This window comes from Burkholderia sp. LFS061 (genome assembly GCF_047978125.1).
In the GTDB taxonomy this organism is placed as follows: Bacteria; Pseudomonadota; Gammaproteobacteria; order Burkholderiales; family Burkholderiaceae; genus Burkholderia; species Burkholderia pyrrocinia_C.
The window spans coordinates 14308-40051 of sequence record NZ_JBFPFS010000039.1 but is presented as its reverse complement, the minus strand read 5'-3'; the positions used below and the strand labels follow the sequence as shown (position 1 = coordinate 40051).

Annotated in this window: 20 protein-coding genes, 1 tRNA gene and 1 pseudogene; 10 read left to right on the top strand and 12 right to left on the bottom strand. The window is 67.1% G+C overall.

Translation table 11 applies throughout. From position 1 onward, the window contains the following. The first annotated feature begins 182 nt into the window (after window positions 1-182). The gene (gene gshA / locus ACNQQL_RS27445) at window positions 183-1796 is read left to right on the top strand and encodes a glutamate--cysteine ligase (RefSeq protein ID WP_347067069.1); all 1614 of its coding nucleotides are present in this window, start codon (window positions 183-185) and stop codon (window positions 1794-1796) included. 104 nt (window positions 1797-1900) lie between these two features. Here the strand turns inward: gshA and ACNQQL_RS27440 are convergent, their stop codons facing one another. Then, window positions 1901-2212 carry a DUF4148 domain-containing protein gene (locus ACNQQL_RS27440; protein WP_204425106.1) on the bottom strand — a complete coding sequence of 104 codons (312 nt, stop codon included), beginning with the start codon at window positions 2210-2212 and terminating at the stop codon, window positions 1901-1903. Between the two features lie 438 nt (window positions 2213-2650). On the opposite strand from ACNQQL_RS27440, the gene ACNQQL_RS27435 reads away from it, so the two are divergent. Further along, window positions 2651-4291 (top strand): L-lactate permease, encoded by a 1641-nt coding sequence (locus tag ACNQQL_RS27435; RefSeq protein ID WP_347067067.1) that lies wholly within the window; start codon window positions 2651-2653, stop codon window positions 4289-4291. 100 nt (window positions 4292-4391) lie between these two features. Here ACNQQL_RS27435 and ACNQQL_RS27430 read toward each other — a convergent pair whose 3' ends face one another. Continuing rightward, window positions 4392-5291 (bottom strand): LysR family transcriptional regulator, encoded by a 900-nt coding sequence (locus tag ACNQQL_RS27430; protein WP_347067065.1) that lies wholly within the window; start codon window positions 5289-5291, stop codon window positions 4392-4394. Between the two features lie 229 nt (window positions 5292-5520). Here ACNQQL_RS27430 and ACNQQL_RS27425 point away from each other — a divergent pair, with 229 nt between their 5' ends. Both ACNQQL_RS27425 and ACNQQL_RS27420 read left to right on the top strand, forming a co-directional pair. Beyond that, window positions 5521-7692 carry a phosphocholine-specific phospholipase C gene (locus ACNQQL_RS27425; protein WP_347067063.1) on the top strand — a complete coding sequence of 724 codons (2172 nt, stop codon included), beginning with the start codon at window positions 5521-5523 and terminating at the stop codon, window positions 7690-7692. 195 nt (window positions 7693-7887) lie between these two features. Next, the gene (locus tag ACNQQL_RS27420) at window positions 7888-8616 is read left to right on the top strand and encodes a phosphonate utilization associated transcriptional regulator (protein WP_072437625.1); all 729 of its coding nucleotides are present in this window, start codon (window positions 7888-7890) and stop codon (window positions 8614-8616) included. Window positions 8617-8710: 94 nt separating this feature from the next. Here ACNQQL_RS27420 and ACNQQL_RS27415 read toward each other — a convergent pair whose 3' ends face one another. Together ACNQQL_RS27415 and ACNQQL_RS27410 are read right to left on the bottom strand one after the other, a co-directional pair. Then, window positions 8711-10099, bottom strand: coding sequence for an FAD-dependent oxidoreductase (locus ACNQQL_RS27415; protein ID WP_347067061.1), 1389 nt, complete (start codon window positions 10097-10099; stop codon window positions 8711-8713). Between the two features lie 113 nt (window positions 10100-10212). Beyond that, window positions 10213-10425, bottom strand: a pseudogene (locus ACNQQL_RS27410) (2-aminoethylphosphonate--pyruvate transaminase); the annotation flags it as partial. Window positions 10426-10630: 205 nt separating this feature from the next. Here ACNQQL_RS27410 and phnA point away from each other — a divergent pair. Both phnA and phnY read left to right on the top strand, forming a co-directional pair. Beyond that, the gene (gene phnA / locus ACNQQL_RS27405; RefSeq protein ID WP_347067060.1) at window positions 10631-11869 is read left to right on the top strand and encodes a phosphonoacetate hydrolase; all 1239 of its coding nucleotides are present in this window, start codon (window positions 10631-10633) and stop codon (window positions 11867-11869) included. A gap of 29 nt (window positions 11870-11898) precedes the next feature. Continuing rightward, window positions 11899-13353, top strand: a complete 1455-nt coding sequence (gene phnY, locus ACNQQL_RS27400) for a phosphonoacetaldehyde dehydrogenase (RefSeq protein WP_347067058.1) — start codon at window positions 11899-11901, stop codon at window positions 13351-13353. 89 nt (window positions 13354-13442) lie between these two features. Here phnY and ACNQQL_RS27395 read toward each other — a convergent pair whose 3' ends face one another. Together ACNQQL_RS27395 and ACNQQL_RS27390 are read right to left on the bottom strand one after the other, a co-directional pair. Beyond that, a complete protein-coding gene (locus tag ACNQQL_RS27395; protein ID WP_072437623.1) occupies window positions 13443-13721 on the bottom strand; it encodes a hypothetical protein in 279 nt (92 codons plus the stop codon). A 360-nt stretch (window positions 13722-14081) separates the two neighbouring features. Next, on the bottom strand, window positions 14082-14897 hold the full coding sequence (locus ACNQQL_RS27390) for an alpha/beta hydrolase (protein ID WP_347067055.1): 816 nt from the start codon (window positions 14895-14897) through the stop codon (window positions 14082-14084). Between the two features lie 81 nt (window positions 14898-14978). Here ACNQQL_RS27390 and ACNQQL_RS27385 point away from each other — a divergent pair, with 81 nt between their 5' ends. Further along, a complete protein-coding gene (locus ACNQQL_RS27385) occupies window positions 14979-15593 on the top strand; it encodes a CGNR zinc finger domain-containing protein (protein ID WP_347067053.1) in 615 nt (204 codons plus the stop codon). A gap of 49 nt (window positions 15594-15642) precedes the next feature. On the opposite strand, the gene ACNQQL_RS27380 is transcribed toward ACNQQL_RS27385, so the two are convergent. Both ACNQQL_RS27380 and ACNQQL_RS27375 read right to left on the bottom strand, forming a co-directional pair. Beyond that, a complete protein-coding gene (locus tag ACNQQL_RS27380) occupies window positions 15643-16692 on the bottom strand; it encodes a DUF3592 domain-containing protein (protein ID WP_347067051.1) in 1050 nt (349 codons plus the stop codon). A 186-nt stretch (window positions 16693-16878) separates the two neighbouring features. Next, a tRNA-Lys gene (locus ACNQQL_RS27375) sits at window positions 16879-16954 on the bottom strand. A 190-nt stretch (window positions 16955-17144) separates the two neighbouring features. Between ACNQQL_RS27375 and ACNQQL_RS27370 the strand changes: the two genes are divergently transcribed. Then, window positions 17145-17549, top strand: coding sequence for a PaaI family thioesterase (locus ACNQQL_RS27370; RefSeq protein WP_044847342.1), 405 nt, complete (start codon window positions 17145-17147; stop codon window positions 17547-17549). Between the two features lie 8 nt (window positions 17550-17557). Beyond that, window positions 17558-18424: a patatin-like phospholipase family protein gene (locus ACNQQL_RS27365; protein WP_072437619.1), complete on the top strand. Its 867-nt coding sequence runs from the start codon at window positions 17558-17560 to the stop codon at window positions 18422-18424. Between the two features lie 46 nt (window positions 18425-18470). On the opposite strand, the gene ACNQQL_RS27360 is transcribed toward ACNQQL_RS27365, so the two are convergent. Continuing rightward, window positions 18471-19484: a D-2-hydroxyacid dehydrogenase family protein gene (locus ACNQQL_RS27360; RefSeq protein ID WP_347067048.1), complete on the bottom strand. Its 1014-nt coding sequence runs from the start codon at window positions 19482-19484 to the stop codon at window positions 18471-18473. Window positions 19485-19910: 426 nt separating this feature from the next. Between ACNQQL_RS27360 and ACNQQL_RS27355 the strand changes: the two genes are divergently transcribed. Continuing rightward, window positions 19911-20960 (top strand): LysR family transcriptional regulator, encoded by a 1050-nt coding sequence (locus tag ACNQQL_RS27355; protein WP_034179362.1) that lies wholly within the window; start codon window positions 19911-19913, stop codon window positions 20958-20960. A 129-nt stretch (window positions 20961-21089) separates the two neighbouring features. Here ACNQQL_RS27355 and ACNQQL_RS27350 read toward each other — a convergent pair whose 3' ends face one another. From ACNQQL_RS27350 to dprA, 3 genes are all read right to left on the bottom strand, one after another. Beyond that, window positions 21090-23714: a DNA topoisomerase III gene (locus ACNQQL_RS27350; RefSeq protein ID WP_072437617.1), complete on the bottom strand. Its 2625-nt coding sequence runs from the start codon at window positions 23712-23714 to the stop codon at window positions 21090-21092. Between the two features lie 192 nt (window positions 23715-23906). Beyond that, a complete protein-coding gene (locus ACNQQL_RS27345) occupies window positions 23907-24287 on the bottom strand; it encodes a thioredoxin family protein (RefSeq protein ID WP_072437616.1) in 381 nt (126 codons plus the stop codon). 36 nt (window positions 24288-24323) lie between these two features. Further along, window positions 24324-25652: a DNA-processing protein DprA gene (gene dprA / locus ACNQQL_RS27340; RefSeq protein WP_347067043.1), complete on the bottom strand. Its 1329-nt coding sequence runs from the start codon at window positions 25650-25652 to the stop codon at window positions 24324-24326. Window positions 25653-25744 lie beyond the last annotated feature (92 nt).

Below are 25744 nucleotides of genomic sequence, written 5' to 3'. Positions count from 1 at the left end.
CAAGCCGTGACAGCCGCGATCGGCCCGTCCGGCGGCCCGCTCCGGCCCGCGAGCCATGCCTGCGGCCACCTCAAGCGCGTGTTCCGGCGAGATGTTAAAGTGCCCGCTACCAACGAAGCGACCAACAATCCAGCCGGCCGCGCGCGGCGTTCTGCGCGCGGCCGTCACGCACTTGCGTCTCCATGTCGAACACCATGACTCACCGCCAGTCCGAACTGCTGCTGAATCGCCTCGAAGCGCTGAGCTCGGGCCCGACGCGGCAGCATCTGCCCGACGGCCTGCGCGGCATCGAAAAGGAAAGCCTGCGCGTGACGCGCGACGGGATGATCGCGTTCACGCCGCATCCGCGCGCGCTCGGTTCGGCACTCACGCACCCGTCGCTGACGACCGACTACTCCGAAGCGCTGATCGAGCTGATCACGCCCGCGGAAGCGGACGCGTCGATCACGCTCGAACGCCTCGACGAGCTGCATCGCTACGTCTATGCGTCGCTCGGCGACGAGATGCTGTGGAACGACTCGATGCCGGGCCTGCTGCCGGCCGACGACCAGATTCCGATCGCCGACTACGGCACGTCGAACATCGGCCGCCTGAAGACGGTGTACCGGCGCGGCCTCGCGTATCGCTACGGCCGCACGATGCAGTGCATCGCCGGCATCCACTACAACTACTCGCTGCACGAGGAAGTGTGGCGGCGCCTGCACGCGGAAGAAGGGTCGACGGCCACGCTCGTCGATTACCAGTCGGAGCGCTATCTCGCGCAGATTCGCAACTTCCGCCGCCGCAGCTGGCTGCTGATGTACCTGTTCGGCGCGTCGCCCGCGCTCGACACGAAATTCCTGCGCGGCAAGCCGCACAGGCTCGATACGTTCGACGCCGATACGCTGTACCAGCCGTATGCGACCAGCCTGCGGATGAGCGATCTCGGCTACTCGAACACGACGGCCCAGGCCGCACTGCACGTCGACTACAACACGCTGCCCGGCTATCTCGACGCGCTGTCGAAGGCCGTCAGCGAGCCGTATCCCGCCTACGAGGCGATCGGCACGCATCGCGACGGCGAGTGGATCCAGATCAACACGAACGTGCTGCAGATCGAGAACGAGTTCTACTCGACGATCCGGCCGAAGCGCGTCACGTATTCGGGCGAACGCCCGCTGCATGCGCTCGCATCGCGCGGCGTGCAGTACATCGAGGTGCGCTGCCTCGACATCGATCCGTTCGAGCCGACCGGCATCGCGCTGGAGACCGCGCGCTTCATCGACGCGTTCCTGCTCGCGTGCGCGCTCGACGACAGCGCGCCGCTCGACTGCGACGCGTACAAGGAAGCGAACGCGAACTTCGGCAGCGTGACGATGGAAGGCCGCAAGCCGGGGCTCATGCTGTCGCGCGACGGGCAGCCGATCACGCTGCAGGCGTGGGCGGACGACCTGATGGCCGATATCGAAACCGTCGGCCGCCGCCTCGACGAAATCCGCGGCGGCGACGAGCATGCGCGCGCGATCGCCGCGCAGCGCGAAAAGCTCGCCGATCCGGAGCGCACGCCGTCCGCGCGCGTGCTGCGCACGATGCGCGAGAACGGGCAGTCGTTCCTTGCGTTCGCGCTGGCGCAGAGCGAAGCGCATGCCGCGCATTTCCGCGCGCATCCGCCGTCGGCCGACACGCTGCGCACCGAGCAGGCGCTCGCCGCGAAGTCGCTGGCCGAGCAGGCCGAACTCGAAGCGAAGGAGGCCGGATCGTTCGACGCGTTCGTCGCGGCCTATCGCGCGTATACGCTGAACCGCTTCAGCGTCTGAGGATCGCGCACGCGGACCGCGCCCGTTGGCGTGCGTGCCGCGTGCGTGTCGGTCGGCGCTGGTCGCGCCGCGCCGTTACCCGTTCAATCCGGTTCGGTCAGCAATCAGTGATGCGCGTACGTGCCGCGATCGATCGCGTGCGGCAGCGCCGGCTTGCCCGATTCAACGTGTGCCCGGCCGTCGTTGCCGTAACCGGCATCGTCGCCGCGCGCCTGCGCGGCGCGCCGCATGATCGCCTGCATGTTCTCCGGAAAGTCGGGACTGCTCGCGAGGCTCGTCCGGTAGCCGGCGGCCTCCAGTTCCGCGAGTTCCTGGCGGACCTCCGCGCGCGTCAGCGTCGATGCGGCCTGCGCGTGGGCGGCGAAAGCCGCGCCGATCAGCAGGAATGCGCATGCCGCCTGCTTTATCGTCTTCATCGTGTTCGCTCCGTGAGGTTCCGGTGCCGTGCCGTCGTCGGCGCGGGCGGAATCGATGCGGCCAGTCTAGGCTTCGGATGCCAAACGAAACATCCCGCGTGCCGGTAGTCTCCTTTGTCGCGCGCGCAACATTGCGCAGGTGATGACGTCGCGCCCGCCGATGGGCCGTTCGCGACGGGTTTCCTGTCGGGTGCGACAGCGGCCCGCCAACTGCCGGTCATCGTGCGTCGGATGGTCCGTATCGGGTTGCTGCATTTCGGGCTTGTCCCCCTTGTACAAGCGCCGTACGCCTCCTAACCTCTTTTAAGCGACCGATCGGTTGGCCGTGCAACGTAGTTGCGTGCACAAGTGCCCGATCGTTGTCGCGACTGCAGAACGTCGCTTTGCACCGAATCCGGGGGCGCTGACGCGCCAACCCGGGTCGCCTTTGGAGACACGATGAATCCCACCGACGCCCTACCGCCCGGCATCGTCTTCGCGCAGCCGCTGACGCCGGTCGCCAACTCGCTGTTCCTGTCCTTCCTCGTCGCCGTGATCCCGATCGCGGTCGCACTGATCGCGCTCGGCGTGCTGCGCCGCCCCGCTTGGCAGGCGTCGCTCGCCGGGCTCGTCACCGGCCTCGCGGTCGCGATCGGCGCGTGGGGCATGCCGGCCGGGCTCGCGTTCAACGCGGTCGGCGCGGGCATGGCGCTCGCGGTCGTGCCCGTGATGTGGATCGTCTTCAACGCGCTGCTGCTGTACAACATCGCGGTGAAATCGGGCCGCTTCGACCAGTTCCGGCAGTGGATGCTCGACAACCTGCCCGACGACCGCCGCCTCGTGCTGCTCGTCGTCGCGTTCTCGTTCGGCTGCCTGCTGGAAGGGATCTCCGGATTCGGCACGCCGGTCGCGATCACGAGCGCGCTGTTGATCGCGCTCGGCTTCCCCGCGCTCGAAGCGCTCACCTATACGCTGCTGTTCAACACGGCACCGGTCGCGTTCGGCGCGCTCGGCGTGCCGATCACCGTGCTCGGCGCGGTCACGTCGCTGCCGCCCGCGACGCTCGCGCAGATGGTCGGCCGCCAACTGCCGTTCTTCGCGCTGCTGCTGCCGTTCTATGTGGTCGGCGCGTATGGCGGGCTGCGTTCGATCAAGCAGCTGTGGCCCGCGCTGCTCGTGTCGGGCGCCAGCTTCGCGCTCGCGCAGTTCGTCACGTCGAACTTCCTCGGCTACCAGCTCACCGACGTGCTGTCGTCGCTCACGTCGCTGATCGTCACGATCGGCTTCCTGCAGCTGTGGAAGCCGCAGCCCGATCCGCAATACGCGCTCGCGCGCAGCGTGCCCGCGGCGGCTGGCGCCGCGCGCGCGGGCTTCGGCGGCTGGCTGCCGTGGCTCGTCGTGTCGGTGGTCGTGATCGTGTGGGTGCACGCGAACGTCGCGGCGATCGGCGACGTGAAGATCAAGTGGCCGGGCCTGCACAACGCGGTGTTCGTGTCGCTGTACCACAAGCCGTACGCGGCGGTCTGGGACTTCCAGCCGCTCGGCACGGGCACCGCGATCCTGCTCTCGGCGATCATCACGGCCGTGCTGACGCGCACCGGTGCCGGCGCGTTCCTCGAATGCGTGGTCAAGACCTGGCGGCAGACGTGGATCGCGATCGTCACGGTGATGATGATCGTCGGGCTCGCGTACCTGCTGAACTACTCGGGGATCAGCTACACGCTCGGCACCGGCGTCGCGTCGACGGGTGCGCTGTTCCCGCTGGTGTCCGCGTCGCTCGGCTGGATCGCCGTGTTCCTGTCCGGCAGCGACACGTCGGGCAATGCGCTGTTCGGCAACCTGCAGGTCGTCGCCGCCAGGCAGCTCGGCCTCGATCCGGTGCTGATGGCCGCGACCAACTCGTCGGGCGGCGTGATGGGCAAGATGATCTCGCCGCAGAACATCGCGACGGGCGTGTCGACGACGGACCTGAAGGGGCAGGAAGGTGTCGTGTTCGCGCGCACCTTCTGGCACAGCGTGATCCTCACGCTGCTGCTCGGCGTGCTCGTGTTCCTGCAGCAGCACGTGTTCACGTGGATGATCCCGGCGCTGCCGAAGTGACGCGTGGCCGGATGCGACAAGGGAGGCACGAGGAAATAACGAGGGAAGGCGCGGCGAAAAGCGCCAGGAAATGCGCAAAAAGCGGCGAACGCGCGGCGACTCAGCGCGCGTTCGCCCGCCGCGTCGCGTCGCGCGTTGCGTGTTCCGCGGGCAGGATGCAGGCGAGGAACGCGTCGATCGCCGGGCTCTGGCGGCGCGCCTTCAGGTAGTACACGTATTCGTCGATCGTCGTGTCGATGCCGCGCAGCGCGATCACGCGCAGGTCCGGATGGCGCTCGGCTTCGCCGAGCGGAAACAGGCTGCCGCCCACGCCATGCAGGATCGCCTCGCGGATCGCTTCGCGGCTGCCGATCTCGGCAACCGACGCGGCCGCGACGCCGGCCGCCGCGAGGATCGTCTCCGTGCAGCGGCGCGTGACCGAGCCTTCCTCGCGCATCAGCAGCCGCACGTCGGCGAGGTGCACCGGGTCGATCGTGTCGAAACGCGCGAGCGGATGGTTGCGATGCACGACGAGCACGAGCGGATCGGTCGAGATCACCTTGCGTTCGAGGCCGTCGGCGTCGTTGCGCTGCGACGAGACCGCGAGATCGATGCGGAATTCCTGCAGCGCCTGCAGGATCTCCTCGGAGTTGCCGATCCGGCACGTGAGCGCGATCGACGGATGCGCGTTCGAGAAGCGGCCGACCGCGTCCATGATGTAGTACGGGCCCGTCGCGCCGATCCGCAGGTGGCCTTCGAACAGGCCGCCGACGTTGCGCAGCATGATGTCGGCCTGCGCCTCGAGCGCGATCATCTTCTCGACGAGCGGCAGCAGCTCGATGCCCGTCTCGGTGACCTCGAGCTTGCGGCCGCTGCGGTAGAACAGCTCGACGCCGTACACCTGCTCGACCTGCCGGATCTGCGCGGCAATCGTCGGCTGGCTCACACCCAGGTGGCGCGCGGCGCGCGTGATGCTGCCTTGTCGGACGGTCGCGTGGAACGCCTTCAACTGATCGAACACGACTCGGCTTCTCCCCCTCTTGATCGCGCGTCAGCGTAGCGCATGCGTGTGTCGGCCGCATGAAAGGCGCGTCGTATGCCGCTTCGAAAAAAAGCTGGGGGTCACCGCAAGAAACCTGCTGGAACCGGTCACGGCCGGGACATGCCGGTGCGGGGTAATAACGGCAACGCACCGACCGCCGGCCCCAATCGACCGGCGCCCCACTCCTACCGACCACAGGGTCTTCTTCATGTCCTCGAACAATCGACGCGATTTCCTGCGCCTCGCCGCGCAGTCGGCCGGCGCGATGGCCGCCTACGCGGGCTTCCCGCCCGCGATCCGCAATGCGCTGGCGATGCCGGCCGCCTATCGCACCGGCACGATCCGCGACGTCGAACACGTCGTGATCTTCATGCAGGAAAACCGTTCGTTCGACCATTACTTCGGCGGCCTGCGCGGCGTGCGCGGCTTCAACGACCCGCGCCCGCACCTGCTGCCGAGCGGCGCGCCGGTGTGGCAGCAGCCGCCGGCATCGGTGTTCACGAAGAACTACCATTCGCGCGGCCTCGATCCGTCGGCGCCGTACGTGCTGCCGTTCTACCTCGATCCGAAGCAGACGACCGAATTCCAGCCGGGCACCAACCACGGCTGGAGCAGCGGCCACCTCGCCTGGAACAACGGCCAGTGGGACCAATGGGTGAACCAGAAGCAGGACGTGCTGACGATGGGCTACCTGAAGCGCCAGGATCTCACGTACCACTACGCATTGGCCGACGCGTTCACGATCTGCGATTCGTACTTCTGCTCCGCGCACGCCGACACGGCGCCGAACCGCATCTACCTGTGGACCGGCACGGTCGACTCGCGCAACATCTACGGCAACCCGCCGAACGGCCCGGGCATCGGCGAGCGCGACGACGTGAACGGCTACACGTGGACGACCTACGCCGAGCGCCTCGAAAACGCGAAGATCAGCTGGAAGGTGTACCAGGGCGGCACGGGCATCCCGGGCGACCCGACCGACAACTACACCGACAACTCGCTGATGTTCTTCAAGCGCTTCCAGGTGAAGGAAGGCGCGAGCGGCCCGCTGGTCGACAAGGGCGCGTCGGACCACACGCTCGCCGAGCTGAAGGCCGACGTGCAGGCGAACCGGCTGCCGCAGGTGTCGTGGATCGTGTCGCCGTACAAGTACAGCGAGCACCCGCAGGCATCGCCGACCGACGGCGCGTTCTACATCAACATGGTGCTCGAGGCGCTGACGTCGAACCCCGAGGTGTGGGCGAAGACGGTGTTCATCCTCAACTACGACGAGAACGACGGGCTGTTCGACCACGTCGTGCCGCCGGTGCCGCCGGTGACGAGCGGCGTGGGCGGCCAGGGCATCGTGTCGTCGAACCTGCTGTCGAACCTCGGCGACGAGCTGCTCGACCTGAACAAGTACCCGGGCGAGATGAGCCCGCTCGTGCCGGGTGCCGACCCGGGCGGCATCCAGCCGATCGGCCTCGGGCCGCGCGTGCCGCTGATCATCATCTCGCCGTGGACGAAGGGCGGCTGGGTCTGCTCGGAGACGTTCGACCATACGTCGGTGCTGCGTTTCCTCGAAGCGCGCTTCGGCGTGAAGGAGCCGAACATCAGCGCGTGGCGCCGGTCGATCTGCGGCGACCTCACGTCGGCATTCGACTTCTCCGCGCGCCCCGACACGCGTACGGTGAGCTTCACGGTGCCGCAGCACATCGCGACGGCCGGCCAGGCGTACCAGGTGCCCGCGCAACAGTCGATGCCGGCGCAGGAGCCCGGCACGCGGCCCGCGCGTGCGCTGCCGTACGAGCTGTTCGTGCACAGCCGCGTGAGCGGGCACGACGACAGCGTGTCGCTCGACTTCGCGAACTCGGGCGACGCGGGCGCGGCGTTCTACGTGTACGACCGCCGCAACCCGGCGACGCCGCCGCGCCGTTATGCGGTGTCCGCGCACGACCGCTTCGTCGATACGTGGAGCACGTCGGCCGCGCACGGCGAGTACCATCTCGCCGCATACGGCCCGAACGGTTATCTGTGCGAGTTCCAGGGCAACACGCGGCTCGCCGCGGACGGCCGCCACGCGAACCCCGAAGCGAAGATCGGCTACGACGTGCGCAACTGCCACGTGTACCTGCAACTGCGCAACAGCGGGCGCGCGACGTGCCGCGTGACGGTCGACAACGCGTACAGCCATGCGCATGCGCGCACCTACACGCTGGAGCCGGGCGAACGCGTCGAGGATCACTTCGAGCTGTCGTCGAGCCACGGCTGGTACGATCTGACGATCACCGCGACGACGCTGCGCGGCGGCGACGACAAGGTCGTGCGCCGCTTCGCGGGCCACGTAGAAACGGGCCGGCCGAGCCACAGCGACCCGGGGCCGGTGAAGCACACGGCCTGACGGTCGTCACACGTCGCGCGGTTCGGGCAAGCTTCGCCCGCCGTGCGACGGCCGCCTGCCGGATGCATCCCGGCAGGCGAAATTGGTTTTTGGAAACTGAAGACTGTTGACAATGTGTCGGGCCGAGGGTATAGAAGGATCATTCGCCGATCTGGCGCCCTCGTTTTCACCCGCAGCTCCGCTGCCTGCCCGACCATGACTGCCCCGAACACGCTCAGTGCCATCGAACTCCTGCAAAGCCAGTCGCTCGCGATGATCGTCCAGGACATGCTCGAGCGCGCGATCGTCTCCGGCGAATACGTACCTGGCGAGAAGCTCAACGAAGTCGAGATCGCGACGAAGCTGAACGTGTCGCGCGGCCCCGTGCGCGAAGCGTTCCGCGCGCTGGAGCAGGCCGGACTGCTGCGCAACGAGAAGAACCGCGGCGTGACCGTGCGCGTCGTGCCGCTGCGCGAGGCCGAGGAGATCTACGAAGTGCGCGCGATGCTCGACGAGTCGGTCGCGCGCGCGCTCGCGAAGCGCATCTCGCCCGACACGCTGAAAGTGCTGAAAGGCATCATCCAGTCGATGAAGGGCGCCGCGAAGTCGCACGACGTCACGCGCTATACCGAGCTGAACGTGCAGTTCCACGACGCGATGGTCGTCGGCGTCGGCAATACGCACCTGACCGACACCTACCGCCGGCTCGTGCGTCAGCTCGGGCTGCTGCGCCAGGCCGCGATCGAGGCCGAGGAAGATGCGATCGCGGTGTCTGCGGCCGAGCACGACAAGATCGTGCAGGCGCTCGCGAGCGGCGACGAGGAGAAGGCCGTCGCGCTGGTGCGCGAGCACGTCGCGCATGGCCTCGCGCGGATGCGCCGCACGCACGAGCAGGGGCTGCCGGTAGCGGGCAAGGCGGCGCGGGAGAAAACCGCGCGCGCTTGACGCAGCCGCAAGAATCGCCGGATAAAACGCAAAGGGACGCCTTGCAGCGTCCCTTTTGCATTGCGTCGTTATCGTCGTCACGTCGAACGCATCGTCACGCCTTGTCGGCCTTCCCGGCCGCGCTCGCGAACTTCGCGAGCCACGTATCGACGGCCGACGGCTGCCGGTTCTCGTCCTCCGCGCGCTCCTTGCGGCGGATCGCATTGCGCACGACGTGCGCGCCGACATAGCGGATCGGCTCCGGCGGGAAATGGCCGAGCGGGCCGCGCACGATCGGGCTGCGCGTCCACGCGTTGTCGAGGCCGAGCACGAGTGACGACAGGATCTGCCCGCCCATGTAGGTCGGCCCGACGCCGTTGCCCGAATAGCCGAAACCGTAGAACACGTTCGGCGCGCCGTCGAGGCGGCCGAAGAACGGGAAGCCCGTCACCGAGCGATCCGACGGGCCGTTCCAGCTTGCGGTGACCGGCACGCCCGCGAGCGACGGGAAGAACTCGCGCAGGCTTTGCGTGAGCTGCGCCTCGTACGGCGAGCGCCGGTCGAACACCGGCGCGATGCGGCTGCGCCACGAGAACGTGTTGCCGCCCTTGCCGAGCATCAGCCGCCCGTCGGCCGTCGTGCGGTAGTAGTAGACGAAGATCCGCGAATCGAGCACCGACACGCCGTCCACGAGCCCGGTCTTATCGAGCAGCTCCGGGCATTTCTCGGTGATGACCATGTCGCTCGACACGACCGCGATCGTGCGCTCGAACTGCGGGAAGCGGCTCGCCATCCACGCGTTGATCGCGAACACGAGCTTGCCCGCCGTGACGCTGCCGGATGGCGTGCGCACGACGGCCGGCTGCCCGGGCGTGAAGTCGAGCATCGGCGTGCGTTCATGGATCTGGATGCCCATCGCGAGCGCCACGCGGCGCAACCCTCGCACGAGCTTGCCGGGATGCACGGTCGCGGCGATCGGCGAATAGACGCCGTCGAGATTGCGCGCGGAGCCCGAGCGGCGCGCGACTTCGGCGGGCGGCAGCGGCTCGTAGCTGTGGATGCCGCATGCGGCGAGCGCGTCGAGCACCGGCGCGAGGGTGCCGACCTGCGCGCGCGAAGTCGCGGTGTACAGCGTGCCGTCGAGCCGCAATTCGGCGTCGATGTCGTGTGCGCGGCAGAAATCGGCGATGTGCTGGACGGCCGCTTCCGACGCCTTCACGAGCCGGATCGCCTCGGCTTCGCCGAACAGGCGCCGCAGCGTCAGGAATTTCGCGGACCACGTGAGCAGGCAGCCGCCGTTGCGGCCGCTCGCGCCGGCGCCGCACAGGTCGGCTTCGAGTATCGCGATGTCGAGCGCCGGGTTCTGCTGCTTCGCCTGGATCGCGGTCCAGAGCCCGGTGAAGCCGCCGCCGACGATGCAGACGTCGGCCTGCGTTGCGCCCTGCAGCGCGGGGGCGAGATCGCCGTCGTTGAACAGCGCTTGTTCGATCCAGAAGGGTCGCATCGGATGGTTCTTCAGTAAGGGTCGGTATCGTGCACGGCCGGAAAACCTCGCCGCCGCGTGGCGACACACCGCGGGTTAGCTGCGCGCACGGGCACGTGGCCGGGTGCGTCGCGTCAGGCCGCCGCTCCGGCCGACACACGGCTCACGCCCATCGCCCGCAGCATGTCGGCGTTCGCGGCGACGGCGCCCGGAATGCCGGCCTCGTCGAAGTGGCCGATGCAGCCGGCGCGGAACGTCTCGACTTCGGTCAGCTTGCCCGGATACGGAATGTAGTCGCGCTTTTTGACCTCCTGATAAAACCGCTTGAAGTCGGAGTTCGGTTCATCTTCGGACTCCTTGACCGAGATGCCGCGGCACGCGGCGGATGAGTCGAGCCCCCTCTTTTCACTGTGCTGCTTTGCTTTCCGTTTTCTGCATGTTGTTGACAATCTACAAATCATCAATTTTAATGTCAAGCATCGAAAACACCTCCCTTCGGCGCGGCGCGGGCGCCGACGGCTCAATCCCGTCGAACTGAAAGGAATGAACGTCATGACTGGAACGCCTGTTTCCGTCGAAGTGAACGGCCGCCGCTACAACTGGATGAGCCGGCCCGTGGTGGTGATCTGCGTCGACGGCTGCGCATACGAATATCTGGAAGAAGCGGCCGAGGCCGGCGTCGCGCCGTTCCTGCGCACGCTGCTGAAGCCCGGCACGGCGCTCAAGGGTGAATGCGTGGTGCCGAGCTTCACGAACCCGAACAACCTGTCGATCGTCACCGGCGTGCCGCCCGCGATCCACGGGATAAGCGGCAACTACTTCTACGATCGCGACACCGGCGCCGAGGTGCTGATGAACGATCCGAAGTACCTGGTCGCGCCCACCGTGCTCGCGACTTTCGCCGAACAGGGCGCGCGCGTCGCGGTCGTCACCGCGAAGGACAAGCTGCGCCGCCTGCTCGGCAAGGGGCTGAAGGGCATCTGCTTCTCGTCGGAAAAGGCAGACGAAGCGAGCCTCGAGGAAAACGGTATCGACAACGTGCTTGAGCTGGTCGGCAAACCGGTGCCGAGCGTGTACAGCGCGGATCTGTCGGAATTCGTGTTCGCGGCCGGCGTGCGCCTGCTCGAGACGCGGCCGATCGACCTGATGTACCTGTCGACGACCGACTACGTGCAGCACAAGTGCGCGCCCGGCACGCCCGGCGCGAACGCGTTCTACGCAATGATGGACAAGTACCTGCAGCGCCTCGACGCGCTCGGCGCGATCGTCGCGATCACGGCCGACCACGGGATGAACGCGAAGCACGACGCCATTACCGGCGAGCCGAACGTGATCTATCTGCAGGAACTGTTCGACGAATGGATCGGCCACGACGCGGCGCGCGTGATCCTGCCGATCACCGATCCGTACGTCGTGCACCACGGCGCGCTCGGCTCGTTCGCGACCGTCTACGTGCCGGCGTCGGCCGATGTCGATGCGCTGCGCGCGCGTCTTGCGGCGGTGGGCGGTATCGAGATCGTGCTGACGGGCGCCGAGGGCTGCGCGCGCTTCGAATTGCCGCCGGCGCGGATGGGCGACCTGATCGTGATCTCGAAGCGGGACGTCGTGCTCGGCACGCGCCGCATCAAGCACGACCTGTCGGGGCTCGACGTGCCGCTGCGCTCGCACGGCGGGATCTCCGAGCAGATCGTGCCGCTGATCTTCAGCAAGCCGGTCGCCGCCGACGTCACGGGCCGCGCGCGGCTGCGCAACTTCGACATCATCGACATCGCGCTCAACCATTTGCAGTGATGCGCATGCATCCGCAAGGGAACACCCTCATGAACGTCATTGCGGCCTCGACGGCCGTCCGCGAGATTCGTCGCGAAGCACTGCGAATCGACGGCGAACGGATTCACCGGGATGCGGTGATCGACGTGCGCAACCCGTACGATGGCTCGCTGGTCGGCACCGTGCCGAAGGCGACGCTGGAAGACGTGCGGCGCGCATTCGCGGTCGTGCGCGCGTACCGGCCGACGCTCACGCGCCACGAGCGTGCGGCGATCCTGCGCCGCGCGGCCGACATCGTGCGCTCGCGCACTGCCGAGATCGCGGCGCTGATCACGGCCGAGGCCGGGTTGTGCATCAAGGATTCGACGTACGAAGCGGGCCGCGTGGCCGACGTGCTGACGTTCGGCGCCGGTGAAGTGCTGAAGGACGACGGGCAGATCTTCTCGTGCGATCTGACGCCGCACGGCAAGAAGCGCCGCGTGTACACGCAGCGCGATCCGCTGCTCGGCGTGATCTCCGCGATCACGCCGTTCAACCACCCGATGAACCAGGTCGCGCACAAGATCGTGCCGTCGGTCGCGACCAACAACCGGATCGTCGTCAAGCCGTCGGAGAAGGTGCCGCTGTCGTGCTACCTGTTCGCGGATATCCTGTACGAAGCCGGCCTGCCGCCGCAGATGCTGCAGGTGCTCACCGGCGACCCGACGGAGATCGCGGACGAACTGATCACGAACCCGGCGATCGACCTGATCACGTTCACCGGCGGCGTGTCGATCGGCAAGTCGATCGCCGCGCGGATGGGTTACCGGCGCGCGGTGCTCGAACTCGGCGGCAACGATCCGATCATCGTGATGGAAGACGCCGATCTCGACGAAGCGAGCACGCTCGCGGTGTCGGGCTCGTACAAGAACTCGGGGCAGCGCTGCACGGCGATCAAGCGGATGCTCGTGCACGAAGCGGTGGCCGATCGTTTCACCGAACTGGTCGTCGAGAAGACGCGCGCGTGGTCGTACGGGAATCCGTCGGATCCGTCGGTCGACATGGGCACCGTGATCGACGAAGCGGCCGCGAAGTTCTGCGAGCAGCAGGTGAACGACGCGATCGCGCGCGGTGCGCGGCTGCTGGTCGGCAACGTGCGCGACGGCGCGCTGTATTCGCCGACGGTGATCGATCGCGTGACGCCCGACATGCCGCTGGTGAAGCATGAAACCTTCGGCCCCGTGTCGCCGATCATGCGCTTTCGCGACATCGACGAAGCGATCCGGATGTCGAACAGTACCGACTATGCGCTGTCGTCGTCGGTGTGCACGAACCGCTTCGACAACATCACGCGCTTCATCACCGAGTTGGAAGTCGGCAGCGTGAACGTGCGCGAGGTGCCGGGCTACCGGCTCGAGCTGACGCCGTTCGGCGGCGTGAAGGATTCGGGGCTCGGCTATAAGGAAGGTGTACAGGAAGCGATGAAGAGCTTCACGAATACGAAGACGTATTCGCTGCCGTGGTGAGCGACGCGTGATGCGGACGCGCCGGCTCGAAGGCCGGCGCGCGGAATTTCCCCCGGCGGGACGCGGCCGCGACGGCCGCGAGGCGACGGTCAATCGCCATCGTCGTGGTGGTGATGACGCCAGCCGCGATGCCAGCCGTTGTCGTGCCGGTAGTAGCGGTAACGGTAGTCGCCATAGTACGGGCCGTAATAAACGGGTGCCGGCTCGTACACGACGGGCGGTGGCGGCGCGTAGTAGACCGGTGGCGGTGCTTCGATCACGGGCCCCGGCACGCCGAAATACACGCCGATGTCGGCACGTGCGAATGCGCTTGCCGACAGGCAGGCGGCCGCGATGCCGAGGGCGCAGGACAACAGGATGCGTTTCATTTGCCGTTCCCTCCGTTCGCGGGCGGCAAGGCCCGCGAGCAATCGGTTCACCTGTCTTCATGGTATGTAGCGTGCGCCGAATGGGTGATACCGCGTTGTCGTTTCTGTAACCGCCGGTAACGAATCGTCGGACGATTGCCGCGCTGCATCGCGACGGATTTCGTCTGCGGAATGCGTGGCTGGCCGGCGCGTTATTCGACGCGCTCATATCGTCAGCGGATTTGCGTTTTTGCCGGGCATCGGCGCGTCCGTAGAATTCGCGGACTCGGCCGGTCGCGCGACCCGCGCACCGCGAAGTTCATCGCGACGCTCGCGCAAGGCGTGCCGGCGTTCTGACGCGATATACGATTCCGGCGGTGCTCAGCCCTGCGCTTGCCCGTCGAGCACCGCTGCGACGATCGCCTCCGGCGCATCTTCCTGTACGAGATGGCCCGCGCGCGGCACCCGGATCAATTCGCCGTTCGCGATGCGATCGGCGAGCGCCTGCCCCTGTTCGAGCGGAATCCACGCATCGTCCTCGCCCCACACGATGCGCACTGGAAAGTCCGGCGGCGCGTATCGAGCCTCCGCTTCCTCGATGTAGCGCTGGCGCATCTGCGCGATCTGGCGATAGAACGCGGATTGTCCGGCCGGCGTGAGCCACGGCGAACGGTAGATCGACAGCGCATCGTCGCTCAGTGGCCGTGCCACGGCATTGCCGATGTAGGCCGATACGAGCGCGTGATGCGCATACGCCGGCAATCCGGTGAACGCGGCCTCATGCTGCGCGACGTGGCGCACGAACGGCGAACCCTGCGGCGCGATCGCGACCGGGTTCACGAGCGTGAGGTCCGCGTACGGGATGCCGTCGAGGAAGTGCGCGCGCAGCACGGTCGCACCGCCGTAGTCATGCGCGAGCACACGCGGGCGCGCAATTTTCCATTCATCCAGCATCGCGCCGAACAGCACGTTCTGGCGGCCGAGCGACACATCCGCGTCCGGCATGTCGGACTGGCCATAGCCGAGCAAGTCGTAGAAATACACGCGATGACGCCGCGCGAGCCACGGTGCGATCCGGCGCCACACCTGCGATGAAAACGGCGTGCCGTGCACGAGCACGAGCGGCGGGCCTTCGCCGAGCGTGCCCCACGCAATCCGGTGGCCTTCGAACATGAAGCGGTTGGCGAGTTCGAGCATCGGCATCTCCGTGATAACCTGTTTTTGCTGTAAACAGGTTACTCCGGATTGCCCGGACATGAAACCGATAGGTGAAAATAAATGGTTACTCGATACGAGCCTGCGCGACACGCGCACGAATGGGGCGCGGCCGATTTCGTCGGCGGCCATCCGGCGCTCGACTTCCTGAACACGGTGGCCGATACGGGCAAGACGCGCGACGAGGACAAGCTCGTCGACTGGCCGGCCGTGCGCGCGTGGGTCGAGCAAGCGGGATTGCTGGCGCCGGCCGATCTGGCGCGGCTTCTGCGTCATGCGCGGCAGGACGGCCCGGACGAGCTGGCGGCGCTGCATCGTTTTCGAGAGGATGCATACGCCGCGATCGCGCACCTGACGGTCGGAGGCGGCGGCAGCGCCGGTATGCGCGCGGCGGACCGGCTCGCCGTCGCGATCCGCGATGCGATCGGGCGCAGCGCGTTCGACGCGGTCGACGGACGGTTCGCGTGGCGGCCCGATGCGCGCGCCGCGTCGCGCTGGATCGATGCGGCCGCGCTCGGTTTCGAGCATCTGCTGCGCAGCGACGATTTCGCGCGCGTGCGGCAGTGCGGCCGTTGCACGTGGTTCTTCGTCGATCGGGGCCGCGGCGTCGGGCGGCGCTGGTGCGACATGCGCACGTGCGGGAATCGCGCGAAGGTGGAGGCGTTCAGGGAGCGGTGAAGCGCGCGCCGTTACGGTTGCCGCGCCGCGCGCGGCCGACGCGCGAGCGTCATTGAGCGGCTTCGTGCGGCCGATGGTCTGGCCATAGCGTTGCGGCGACGAACAGCCCGGCCGCGAGGAACGGCGCGCCGATCGCGAACAGGATGGCCGTGAGGCCCCAGCGATCCCAGAAGCGGTCGACGACTGCGCGTTCTGGAGTGACGGGGTCGTACAGCACGTTGACCGCTTCGCCTTCGCGCAGGCCCGGATGCGACGACGCCGCGCCCTGGGCGAACGTGATCTGGCGCCCGCTGTCGGTCGTGAACGCGACGATTGCCGAATACAGCGACGCGCGCGCCCGGGACGACCGCGCGTTTTTCGCGATATCGACGACGTGGCCGGTCGAGTGCGCATAGTGGCGGACGATCTGCCACTGACGCAGGCCGGCCGCGCCGGCACCGGCGAGGAAGCCCGTGCCGATCGCGATCGGAATCAGCACGATCGCGATATCCCAGCGGCGCCGCGCCTGCTTGCGTGCGGCGCGGGCCGGCGGCGGGTCGGACGGCCGGCGGCGGCGCTCGCCGGCGATCAGCAGGCCGCCGATCGCGAACGACGCGATGGCGAGCAGCGTGGGCACCGCAACCGGAAACCAGCGTTGCGCGAAATCGTCGATCAGTGCGAGGCGGTCGGGATGGGCGGGGTCGAGCAAGATGTCGACGCTCTCGCCGATGTCGTACGCGGGGACGGTCGACGCGGTATTGCCGGCGATTTCGCGGCGCTGGCCGTCGTTCGCGAGGTAGGCGACGATCGGCCGGTACGCGCGCATCGCGTCGCTGTCCTGCACGATGCGCACGACCGTGCCCGGCGCGCGGACCAGATGGCCGGTCGCGCGGCCGGTCGTGACCGCGAGTACGGCTGCGAGCACGAGCAGCACGACGCCGAGCGCCAGCGCGGCGAGCGCGTCCTTACCCGGCATGACCGGATCCGGCTGGTGCGTCGCGCGGCGGATTCGGGTGCGATCGGGTGAATGGCGTGTCCCGACGGACAGGCCGATATCGGCGCAACCAGGCCCTCTGAATGGTCGCGTCTCGTTCACATGCTTCCATGTATGACGTCCCATGTTCTCTCTGTGCCGGCGGGCAAACGACAGTACCTGCGCCGGTCGTGTGATATTTGTCGGACGATTCTAGCGGAAACGGTGCGGAAGGGGCGTGCGGATGTGCGCGCGCGAGGAGGCGCGCCACGAACGTGGCGCGCGGAAATGAAAAAGGCCGGTCAGCTTTCGCTGACCGGCCTTTTGAAATCCTGGTGGGGCGTGAGTGACTCGAACACTCGACCTACGGATTAAGAGTCCGCTGCTCTACCAACTGAGCTAACGCCCCCAACAGAAGAAAGATTATGCATGGGTTTTCAGGACATGGCAAGCCATTTGTGCAAATTTCCTGAAAATATTTCGTCGCGCCAACGGCGGCTGTCGACACGGTAACGAGCGGTCGCAGTTTGCGCGCTCCCGGTATGATGACGCCACACGCGTTGCGCGGCGGTCGCGCAACGTTTTCTGGACATTCGAAGATGGACGAAAACGCAGTCCGCGAATTGCTGGATCGCCTGCTGGCCCCGTGGGTCCGCTCGCTCGGTCTGGTCCCCGTGTCGATCGGTGACGACAGCGTCACGATGCGCCTGCCGTTTTCCGGCGAATTCCGCCATTCGGGCGGCGTGATCTGCGGCCAGGTGTTCACGGCGGCCGCCGACACCGCGATGGTGGTCGCGATCTCGGCCGCGCTCGGCGAGTTCCGGCCGATGACGACCGTGTCGCTGAACACGAACTTCATGCGCCCCGTGCGCAAGGGCGACGTGCTCGTCACCGCGCGCGTGCTGCGGATGGGCCGCAACCTCGTGTTCGGCGAAGTCGAGCTGTTCGACGAGGACGGCAAGATGGCCGTCCACGCGACGTCGACCTACGCGCTCGTCAGCTGAGCGGCGCGATGTTCGACCAGATCGTTTTTGCGGGCGGCGGCAATCGCTGCTGGTGGCAGGCCGGCTTTTGGGACGTCGCGCAACCGGCGCTCGGGCTGCGCCCGCGCGTGATCACCGGCATCTCGGCCGGCGCGGCGACCGCGTGCATGCTGTATACGCGCGACGCCGCGTGGGTGATGCGCTATTACGAAGAGGCGCTGCGCCACAACCGGAAGAACGCTTACTGGGGCAACCTGTTCGGGCGCGAGCCCGTGTTTCCGCATTACCGGATTTATCGCCAGGCATTGCTCGACATCTACGGCGAACCGTTCGCGAAGCTGGCCGAGGCGCCGGAGATCCGCATCGGCGTGTCGCACGTGCCGCGCTGGCTCGGCGCGCGCAGTGCGGTCGCCGCCGGCCTCGTCGCGTACAACATCGAGAAGTACGTGCGCAAGACGCTGCACCCGACGCTCGGGCGCGCGCTCGGCTTTCGGCCTGAATTCGTGCGGGCGCAGGCCTGCACGCAAGTCGACGAACTCGCCGACCTGATCCTGCAGTCGTCCTGCACGCCGCCGTTCACGCCGGTGCTGCGCCGCGGCGGCCGGCCCGTGCTCGATGGCGGGATGGTCGACAACGTGCCGGTCGACGCGCTCGACGCGTCGCCGGGCGACGTGCTGGTGCTCGTCACGCGGCTGTATCCGCGCCCGCAGATGTTCACGGTCGCGCACGGCGACCAGCGGCGGCTGTACGTACAGCCGTCGAGCAAGGTGCCGATTTCGAGCTGGGATTACACGAGCCCGTCGCAGATGCGGCATGCGTACGACCTCGGGCGGCGCGACGGCGAGCATTTCCTCACGCGCGTCGGTGCGATGACAGGCGGCCGCGTGGCCGCCTGATGGCGGGGAATGGAGCAGGGGCCGCGCGGGTGCGTAGCCCGCGCGATCAGCGCTTGCGGATCGGCGTCAGCGCTTCCGGATTGGCGACGCTCGATATGTCGCCGTCGTCGAACGCGAGGATGTTCCTGAACGCCGCACTGAAATAGAGCTCGTAGCTTTCGCGTTCGACATAGCCGATGTGCGGCGTGCAGATCACGTTCTCCATCCGCAGCAGGCTGTAGCCCTGCAGGATCGGCTCGCTCTCGAACACGTCGATCGCGACCATCCCCGGACGGTTGTGCGACAGCGCGTTGACGAGCGCGTTTTCCTCGAGCAGCTCCGCGCGGCTCGTGTTGACGAGCAGCGACGTGGGCTTCATCCGCATCAGGTCTTCCTGCTTGACGATCCCGCGCGTGTCGTCGTGCATGCGCAGGTGCAGCGACAGCACGTCGCTCTGCTCGAACAGCGCCTCGCGGCTCTCGGCGGCCGTGTAGCCGTCGGCGCGCGCGGCTTCGAGCGAATGCTCGCGGCCCCAGATCAGCACGTTCATTCCGAACGCCTTGCCGTAGCCGGCGACGAGCCGGCCGATCTTGCCGTAGCCCCAGATGCCGAGCGTCTGGCCGCGCAGCACCTGGCCGAGGCCGAAGTTCGGCGGCATCGCCGACGTCTTCAGGCCCGACTGCTGCCATGCGCCCTGCTTCAGGTTCGCGACGTATTGCGGAATGCGGCGCTGGGCGGCCATCACAAGCGCCCAGGTCAGCTCGGCGGGCGCGACCGGCGAACCCGTGCCTTCGAGCACCGCGATGCCGCGGTCGGTACACGCTTCGAGGTCGATGTGGCTCGAGACGCGGCCGGTCTGGCTGATCATGCGCAGGTTTGGCAGCTTGGCAAGCAGTTGCGACGAAATCGGGGTCCGTTCACGAATCAGCACGAGCGCCTCGACTTCCGCCAGACGGCTTGCGAGCTGCCCCAGGCCGCGCACCGTATTGTTGAAGACCTTCACGTCGTGGTCGGCAAGCATCTCGAAGCAGTTCAGCTTGCGGACGGCGTCCTGGTAGTCGTCGAGGATGGCAATTTTCATGGTGAACGGGTGTCGCGCGTTGAAAGCGGCAGTGGCGGCGGCGCACGTCGCGCACCCGTCCCGCCCGGCCGGGGCCGACATGATGCTACGTCGGTCGCGTTCGTGGTGTCTTTTTAACAGGTTGTTACGCTCCGCCGCAATTGGCGGCAGCCACACCCGGCGCCGCTTGCGTGCGGTGCGCAAGGGTGCGCTGTTGTGTCGCATCAAATACGTCCTTCCTGATTCGGCCGCTTACTCGACGAGGTTCACCCAATTGTTGCTTCAATCAGAATAGTTGGATCAACTATCCGCAAATGGCGAGGATTTTTGACTATTTTTATCGTCAACCGGTGCCTTGTTGAGCAACTCTGCATCATTTCCGCTGTCGTAGGAGAATTACGCATTTGCTTCATCTTTTTGAAGTTGTAACAGCGGCAGGAGTCGTTTATGGATCATTTGCAGTCGATGCGCGTGTTCGTCAAGGTTGCAGATCTCGGCAGTTTTGCGCGGGCCGCGAGTGCAATGGATATTTCCAACGCGGTCGCGACGCGTCACGTCGCCGATCTGGAAGGCAGGCTCGGCACGCGTTTGCTGAACCGCACCACGCGCAGCCTTTCCCTGACGGAGTCGGGCCAGGTCTATCTGGAGCGTGCTCGCCAGATCCTCGATGAGCTCGAGGATGTCGAGCAGATGGTCGTTGCGCGCAATCACGAGCCGGTCGGCACGCTGCGCATCGTCGCGCCGGTCGTGTTCGGCCTGCATAACCTCGCGCCCGTGTTGCAGACGTACACGGAGAATTTCCCGAAAGTGGTGCCGGATCTCACGCTGGTCGACCGGCAGGTCGATCTCGTCGAGGAAGGCTTCGATGTCGGCATCGTCGTCACGCGACAGATGCGCAGCGCGAGCATCGTCACGCGGCGGCTGACCACGGGCTGCATGACCGTGTGCGCGACGCCGAGCTATCTGGAGAAGCACGGCGTGCCGACCCATCCGGAGCAGCTCGTCGCGCACCCGAGCCTGAGCCTGCCGGCCGAATACTGGGGCGACGAGCGCGTGTTCACGGGGCCGGACGGCGAAGTGCGCGTGCGCCCGACCAACGTGATCGTCGCGAACAACACCGCGATGCTGCGCCAGTTCGCGCTGCTTGGGATGGGCGTCGCGATCCTGCCGAGCTACCTGATCGGCAGCGACATCGCGCGCGGCGCGCTGGTGCGGCTGCTGCCGGATTTCCGGCTGCCGCAGGTCGAAATCAATATCGCTTACCCGAGCCGGCGCCATTTGCCCGCGAAGGTGCGCACGTTCATCGACCACCTCGTCGAATATTTCAGCCACTCGACCGATGCGACGATCGGCGAGCAGTGGGCTGCGCAGGGTGCGACGCTAGCGCCGATCGGCGTAGAGACGCGTGCGGAGCAGCCCGAATCGGCCGACCCGAACCTGTCGCCGCGCCTGCCGCGTTCGACACGCACGCGCGTCGCGGTGCCGTCGCCGCTGTAACCGCGCGACGGCCGGGCGGCGGTTGCCGCCGGCACAAAGAAAAAACGCGGATCGAGCGATCGATCCGCGTTTTTTTTATGGCTGTATGCCGGAGCCCGATGCGCCGGGGGAGCCCCGGCGACCTGGCCGTTACGAGCCCGTCTTGCGCGCCGTCGTCTTGCGGGCGGCGGTCTTCGTCGCTGCGGTCTTGGCGGCGGTCTTGCGGGCCGGTGCCGGTTTCTCTTCGGCACCCTCCGTCACGGTTTCGGCATCCTTCGTCGCCGATTTTGCCGTCTTCTTCGCGGCAGCGGCCTTCGGTTCCTTCTTCTCGAACTCGAAGCCGATCTTGCCGTCCGGCTGCTTCACAAGGAACGCCTTGAAGTTGCGGCCGGTGCGCGACGACTTGAAGTTCGGCAGAAGGTCCGTGCGGCCGTCGGCAAGCAGCTTGCCCATCTGCTCGCGCGTGATTTCCTGCTGCAGGATCACCTTGCCCGAGCGGAAGTCGCAGGTCTTCGGGTTCGCAACCGAGTGCTCGCACACGTAGCTCATCCCGTGCTCGAACACGCGGCCCTTGCACTTCGGGCACGCGCCGACCGGCTCCTGCGCGGAGAAGTCGGGCGCTTCGCCTTCCTCGCCGCCCTGGTCCTGGCCGAAATCGAACTCGAGCTTGTAGTTCTTCGTCTCGTCGTCGAAGGACAGCTTGAGGATCGCCGAGAACGGGCGGCCCATCTTGCTGCGGAACCCGGACAGCGGACCGATTTCCTTCTTCTGCAGCAGTTCCTCGACTTCGGGGATCTCGAACTGCCGGCTGCCCGGGATCTTCGAGATCGAGAACTCGCACTTCGTGCACGCGAAGCGGCGGTAATTTTCCTTCACCTGGCCGCCGCAGTTCGGGCACGGCGTCTCGAGCGTCGCGTAGTCGCCGGGAATCGTGTCGGAATCGTATTCCTTCGCGCGCTTGACGATCTGCTGCGTCATGCGGGCGATTTCCTGCATGAACGCGTCGCGCCCGAGGTTGCCGCGCTCCATCTGCGACAGCTTGTATTCCCATTCGCCGGTGAGCTCCGGCGCGGTCAGCTCCTTCACGCCGAGCCCGCGCAACAGCGTCATCAGCTGGAATGCCTTCGCGGTCGGGATCAGTTCGCGGCCTTCGCGCAGCAGGTATTTCTCGCCGAGCAGGCCTTCGATGATCGCCGCTCGAGTGGCCGGCGTGCCGAGGCCCTTCGCGGCCATCGCCTCGCGCAGCTCGTCGTCCTCGACGAGCTTGCCCGCGCCTTCCATCGCGGACAGCAGTGTCGCTTCCGAGTAGCGTGCGGGCGGTTTCGTCACGAGCGCGACGGCGGCGATTTCGTCCGTCTTTACCTTCTCGTTCTTCTGCACCGGCACGAGGTTCGCGTCCGCGCCTTCGGCGTCGCGGCCATACACCTGCAGCCAGCCCGGCTCGACGAGCACCTTGCCCTCGGTCTTGAAGTGATGGCCGGCGACTTCGGTGATCCGCGTCGTGACGCGGAATTCGGCCGCCGGGAAGAACACGGCGAGGAAGCGCTTCACGACCAGGTCGTACAGCTTCTGCTCCGGCTCGGACAGCGACTTCGGCGCCTGCAGCGTCGGGATGATTGCAAAGTGGTCGCTGATCTTCGAGTTGTCGAAGATCCGCTTGTTCGGCTTCACCCAGCCCTTGTCGAGCACCTGCTTCGCATGCGGCAGGTAGTTGTTGCTCTCCTTGAGCATCTCGAGCGTGGACTGGACCGTCGAAATGTAGTCTTCCGGCAGCGCGCGTGCGTCGGTACGCGGGTAGGTCAGCACCTTGTGCTTTTCATACAGCGCCTGCGCGAGGCCGAGCGTGTTCTTCGCGGAGAAGCCGAAGCGGCCGTTCGCCTCGCGCTGCAGGCTCGTCAGGTCGAACAGCAGCGGCGACAGCTGTGTCGACGGCTTCGATTCCTCGGAGACCGTGCCGACCTGGTCGCGACATGCGGCGACGATCGTTTCGGCAGCCGGCAGGCTCCACAGGCGGGAGTCGCGTTTCTCCGGATCGAATTCGTCGCGCTTGAATTTCGGGTCGTACCACTTGCCTTCATAGAAACCGCCCGCACACGCGAATGCGGCCTTCACTTCCCAGTAGTCGCGCGGGATGAAGCGGCGGATTTTCTCTTCGCGTTCGACGACGATCGACAGCGTTGGCGTCTGAACGCGGCCGACTGTCGTCAGGAAGAAGCCGCCGCCCTTGCTGTTGAACGCGGTCATCGCGCGGGTGCCGTTGATCCCGACGAGCCAGTCGGCTTCCGAGCGGCAGCGTGCGGCGTCGGCGAGCGGCTGCATGTCCGTGTCGCTGCGCAGGTTCGCGAAACCGTCGCGGATCGCCTGCGGCGTCATCGACTGCAGCCACAGGCGCTGGACCGGCTGCTTCGCCTTCGCGTGCTGCGCGATCAGGCGGAAAATCAGTTCGCCCTCGCGCCCCGCGTCACATGCGTTGATCAGGCGGTCGACGTCCTTGCGCTTCATCAGCTTGGTGAGCACCTTGAGGCGCGACTCGCTTTTTGCGATCGGGTTCAGGTCGAAATGCGGGGGGATGACGGGCAGATGCGCGAAGCTCCATTTCCCGCGCTTGACCTCGTACTCTTCCGGGGCGGCGATTTCGAGCAAGTGGCCGACAGCGGACGAAAGGACGAATTCGTCGCTCTCGTAGTATTCGTCATGCTTTGTAAAGCCGCCCAAAGCGCGCGCGATGTCGTTCGCGACAGAAGGCTTTTCCGCAATGATCAGTGCTTTGGACATGACAGGTGTGTGATGGTAGACCGGGTTCGCCGGTTGTGGGTCCCTTTTACGACCGCTTTATAGCACACGCCGAAGCGACGGCGGCTCGGCGTGTAAAAAGCGGCTCATCATAGAGGGGGGCTGCAACGGCGGCAAGCGCCCGGCGCGGCGGGGCGCGCAAATGCGCGAAAAACCGCCGGGCGGGGCGCGAATTCAGGCTTCGACGTTCAGGACGTTGCGCAATTTCGGTGCGTGCGGCGCACCGGGTACCGCGCTCAGGTCGGACAGCATTCGTTCGACGATCGCCGCGTGCGGCAGCACCGTGCCGAAGAAGCGTGCGGTGTTGGCATCCTCGATCAGGATCGTCGGGAAGTTCTCGACGTCGAGATCGTCGAGGCGGTCGGCATGCGTTTCGATGTCAATCCAGGCGAAGCAGGCGTCGGGATGCGCGTCGGCGAGCTGGTCGAAGGCCGTCCGGTAGTCGCGGCACGTGCCGCACCACTCGGCGCACAGGCAGGCGACGAGCAACGTGCCGGGATCGGCGAGGCGCTCGGCGATCCGATCCGCATCGGTGTCGAGATTCAGCGCGGGCATGGATTTCCTTGAGTATCGTCGGCGGCGCGGCCGCCCCTATTCGGGGAAATGTAGCACGCCGCGCGCAGGCGGGGTGGGGGCCGCGTCAAGCCGCGCGAAGCGCCCGCCGGGGAGGCTCGCGACGCGACCGGCCAGTTCGAGCGCGAGCAGCGCGCGGTGCAGCATGTCGTCGGACAGGCTGCTGTGCTCGGCGAGCCATTCGAATGTGACGGGGCCGTATCCCAGTGCGGCGAGCACGGCCTGTTCGGACGGGGTGCGGGGCGACGGAGGCGGTGATGCTTCGATTCGGGCTGGCGCGGCGGCCGAACCGGCGGGGGGCGCTTCCATGATGGCGGCGCAGGCACGCTGGCCGGAGGCTTCGGTTTCGCGAACCTCGTCGGGATTCGCGCGCCGAATTCCGGGGCACGCCGCACCGGTCGTCGGTTCGCCCAGCCCGTATTCCTCGAGAATATCGAGCGGCGCTGCCGTGAGCTTCGCGCCGTCGCGGATCAGCGCGTGGCAGCCCTGCGCGAGCGGTGCGTGGATCGAACCCGGCATCGCGAACACATCGCGCCCCAGTTCGTTCGCGAGCCGCGCGGTGATCAGCGAGCCGGAGCGCGGGGCGGCTTCGACGACGAGCGCGCCGATCGCCAGCGCCGCGATCAGCCGGTTGCGCTGCGGGAAATGCGCTGCGCGGGCCGGGGTGCCGAGCGGCCATTCCGACAGGATCGCACCGTGCGCGGCGATCTCGTGGGCGAGTGCGCGGTGCCGCGCCGGATAGACGAGATCGGCACCCGTCGCGATCACCGCGACCGTGCCCGACCGGCCGTCGAGCCCGCCGCGATGCGCGGCGCCGTCGATCCCGAGCGCGAGGCCCGACACGATCGGGAGCCCCGCGTCGGACAGCGCGCGTGCGAAGCGCGTCGCGTCGGCGAGCCCCTGCGGCGTCGCGTGGCGGCTGCCGACCACGGCGAGGCTGCGTGCGTGCAGCAGGTCGAGCCGGCCCTTTACATATAGCAGCGGCGGCGGGTCGTGCAGGTCGCGCAGCCGCGGCGGGTAGGCCGGATCGCTGAGCGTGACGAGCGCGTTGCCCGGCGCATCGAGCCACGCGAGCGCGGCGTCGGTGCGCGCATCGAGATCGTCGCGTTCGCTTGCGCGCACGGCCTGCGCGGCGGCGGGGCTGCTCACGGCGGCAATGGCCTGGTCGGACGCGCGCAGCAGCGCCGCCGGCGAGCCGAACGCGTCGAGCAGCGCCTGCAGTACGGCGGGTGCGAGGCCGGGCGTATGCCCGAGCTGCAGCCACGCGCGCAACGCGGAGGTGGTCAGCGCTTGAGGCGACATGAGGCTGCCCTCGAACGCGACGGCCAGCGGACCGCGTGGCGCCATGATAAAATTTTCATCATCCGAAATACTCGACAGGGCCGCGCGCGCAGGCGCCCGGCCAATTGCAGGAGGCGCGATCCGCGGCATTGATACGC